Origin of the sequence: Streptomyces sp. NPDC058086 (assembly GCF_042885015.1) — a bacterium.
Classification (GTDB): domain Bacteria; phylum Actinomycetota; class Actinomycetes; order Streptomycetales; family Streptomycetaceae; genus Streptomyces.
Map to the genome: position 1 here is coordinate 1 of NZ_JBHVST010000253.1, position 3,128 is coordinate 3,128.

The window sequence follows — 3,128 nt, forward strand, 5'->3', positions numbered from 1 at the left end:
TCGAGGGTGCCCCAGTCGGGGTGGGCGGCCCGCTGTGGGTCCGCGTGTTCGTAGAGGGGGCGTCCGTCGAATTCGGCGAGGGCCCATGCGTCGCGCGGGAAGTGGGCCGGTACCCAGTCCATGAGGACGCCGATGCCGGCCCGGTGCAGGGCGTCGACGAGGTGTTTGAAGTCGTCGGGGGTGCCCAGTCGTGCGGTGGGGGCGTAGAAGCCGGTGACCTGGTAGCCCCAGGAGCCGCCGAAGGGGTGCTCGGCGACCGGCATCAGCTCGACATGGGTGAAGCCCAGGTCGCGGACGTAGGCGGGCAGTTGCTCGGCCAGTTGGCGGTAGGTCAGGCCCGGTCGCCACGAGGGCAGGTGGACCTCGTACACCGACAACGGCGCCTCGTGCACCGGACGGGCCCCCCGCCCCGCCATCCACTCCGCGTCCGTCCACACGTGGTGCGAGGCGTACACGATCGACGACGTGCGCGGCGGGACCTCGGTCCGCCGGGCCATCGGGTCGGCGCGCAGGGTGCGGGAGCCGTCCGGGCGGGTGATCTCGAACTTGTAGAGCTCGCCCTCGCCGATCGCCGGCACGAACAGCTCCCACACCCCGGAGGAGCCGAGTGACCGCATCGGAAACCCGGTGCCGTCCCAGAAGTTGAAGGTGCCGGCGAGGCGGACACCGCGCGCGTTCGGCGCCCAGACCGTGAAACGGGTGCCGGTCACCCCCTGGTGCACCATCGGCTCCGCACCCAGGGCGCGCCACAGCTCCTCGTGGCGTCCCTCGCCGAGCAGATGGAGATCGAACTCGCCGAGCGCGGGCAGGAAACGGTACGCGTCCTCGGTGTCCTGAACCGTCCCTTCGTACGCGACGAGCAGCCGATACGCCTCCGGGACCGCGCGCAGCGGCACCAGCGCCGAGAAGAACCCGTCCCCGTCGTCGTGCAGCTCGGCCCGCAGGTCGTCCGTCACGACGGTCACCCCGAGCGCGTACGGACGGAAGGCCAGGAAGGCCACACCGCCGGGCACCGGATGGGCGCCGAGCACCCCGTGCGGATCGTGGTGCGTGCCGGAGAGCAGCCGCTCGCGGTCGCCGGGTTCGACCCCGGCGAAGACGGGAGCGCTGTCGACGGCGGAGGGCTCGGAAACCCCGACGACGGGCTCGGCGCCCTTCGGCTCGGCGGCGCGCGGTTCGGGAACCCTCGCCACGGCCCCCTTCGCAGAGACCTTGGAGACCGTCGAGACCTTCGCGTCCTTCGCGGCCTTGCTCCCGGCGGGCTTCTGAGCAGCGGCCTTCTTGACCGGGGCCTTCTTGATCGCCGCTTTCTTGACCGTCGCCTTCTTCACCGCCGCCTTCTTGGCGGCAGCCGGCTTCTTGGCACCGTTCTTCTTCGGACTGTCGTCGGACGGGGGGCGGGGCGTCACGGGCAGGGCCTCCTCGGCGGGGTGAGGTGGGGAAGGTCAGGGGGATGCGGCGAGTCGGCGTATCGCCGCCATCGGCACCGGTAGCCAGTCGGGCCGGTGCCGGGCCTCGTACAGGACTTCGTAGATCGCCTTGTCCGTCTCGTAGGCGCGCAGGAGTACGGGATCGGCGCGCGGGTCGCGGCCGGCGGCCTCCGCGTATCCGGCGCAGTACGCGGCCCGGCAGGTGTCGGCCCAGTCACCCACGCCGTCCCCGGAGCCGAGGGCCCCGGGGACGGCGTGGGCCGCGTAGTCGAAGGAGCGGAGCATCCCCGCTATGTCCCGCAGGGGCGGCTGGGGCATGCGGCGCTCGGCGAGCGGTTTCGAGGGCTCGCCCTCGAAGTCTATGAGCGACCACTCCCCGGAGGGCGCGCGCAGGCACTGGCCGAGGTGCAGATCTCCGTGTATGCGCTGGGCGGTCCAGGTCTGCCCCTCGGTGGCCAGGTCGGCCAGCGCCTCGAAGGCGGTGCGCAGACCGGCGGCGTACGGCCGCAGCGTGGGCACCGCCTGCACTGCCGCGGCCAGCCGCTCGGTCATGCCGTCGACGAGGAGTTCCATCTGTACGTGCCCCAGCGTGACCGTGGGCAGCGCCCGGGCAAGGGCCGTGTGCACCTCGGCGGTGGCCCGGCCCAGCGCCCGCGCCTCCTCTGCGAAGCCCTCGCCGCCGAGGTCGCCGTCCTTGGCCAGTTCGTTCTCCTTGGCCAGTTCGCTCAGCACCAGCTCCCAGCCGTCCACCGCGCCCTGGACATAGGGTTGCAGCACTCCCAGGACGTACGTCTCCTCGTCCAGGTCGGCGACCATCCACGCCGTCGGTGCCGGCACCCGCGGGCAGCCCTCCCGGGCGAGCGCCAGCGGCAGCTCCAGATCGGGGTTCACCCCCGGAACCATGCGGCGCAACAGCTTCAGGATGAACGTATCTCCGAAGACCAGGGACGAGTTGGACTGTTCCGCGGTGATCAGGCGCGGTATCAGATCGCCCCGTATCTCCTGGCGTCGGTCCCGCTCGAAGCGCAGCTCGCCGACGCGGGCCTGGGTGCGCAGGGCCTCCAGGAGTACGTCGGCGGGGCGCGGGTCGTGCAGTGCCTCGTAGACCGTGTGTCCCGCCAGCGGTCCCTCCTCCACGTGCCCGATCAGGGCGGGCGCGAGGTGCGGCGGGAGTGCCTCGCGTACCCCGATGAGCAGTTGGTAGCAGTCGCCGGGCCGGGTGCCGGCTCCCTGGGCGGGGGTGAGCGGCTGGTGCGCCCGGACCAGCAGGTGGAGCAGGCCCAGCTGACCCGTCGAGGGCAGCAGTTCGTTGGCCGTCACCAGGGAGAACCCGGTCACCGGACGCCCCTTGCCCGCGAACCAGCGCTGCCGTGGCAGCCATTCCCTCAGCAGCGGATCGAGCGACGCGAGCAACTCGGGGCGTGCGACGGGGGCCGTGACAGAGTGGATTGCGGCTTCCGACATGACGTCGCGTCCTTTCCCCAGGGGCCCGGAGACCGGGCGAGTCGGGGTGTTACTGATGCGTGCCCAGGGCGGGACGGAGGAAACCGCCCCGCCGCCCGGGTTCTGGAGTCTGTCCTTGGATCAGACGGCGTCCTTGCGGAGCCGGAACCAGTAGAAGCCGTGGCCCGCGAGGGTGAGCAAGTACGGCAGCTCTCCGATGGCCGGGAATCGCACCCCGCCGATGAGCTCGACCGG

3 protein-coding genes are annotated in these 3,128 nt (G+C 71.9%); all 3 read right to left on the minus strand.

Going from position 1 to position 3,128, the window contains the following annotated elements; genetic code table 11:
- A partial coding sequence (locus tag ACFVWD_RS57900) for an alpha-amylase family glycosyl hydrolase (RefSeq protein ID WP_389607202.1) occupies positions 1-1,409 on the minus strand: 1,409 nt, incomplete at its 3' end.
- 36 nt (positions 1,410-1,445) lie between these two features.
- Positions 1,446-2,894: a maltokinase gene (locus ACFVWD_RS57905; RefSeq protein ID WP_389607204.1), complete on the minus strand. Its 1,449-nt coding sequence runs from the start codon at positions 2,892-2,894 to the stop codon at positions 1,446-1,448.
- A 120-nt stretch (positions 2,895-3,014) separates the two neighbouring features.
- On the minus strand, positions 3,015-3,128 hold a 114-nt coding region (locus tag ACFVWD_RS57910; RefSeq protein WP_143138439.1), incomplete at its 5' end, for an alpha-glucosidase C-terminal domain-containing protein.

Bases quoted from the DNA above. Each gene is read 5' to 3' on its own strand.
- ACFVWD_RS57905 (WP_389607204.1), bottom strand. From the start codon at position 2,894: ATGTCGGAAGCCGCAATCCACTCTGTCACGGCCCCCGTCGCACGCCCC.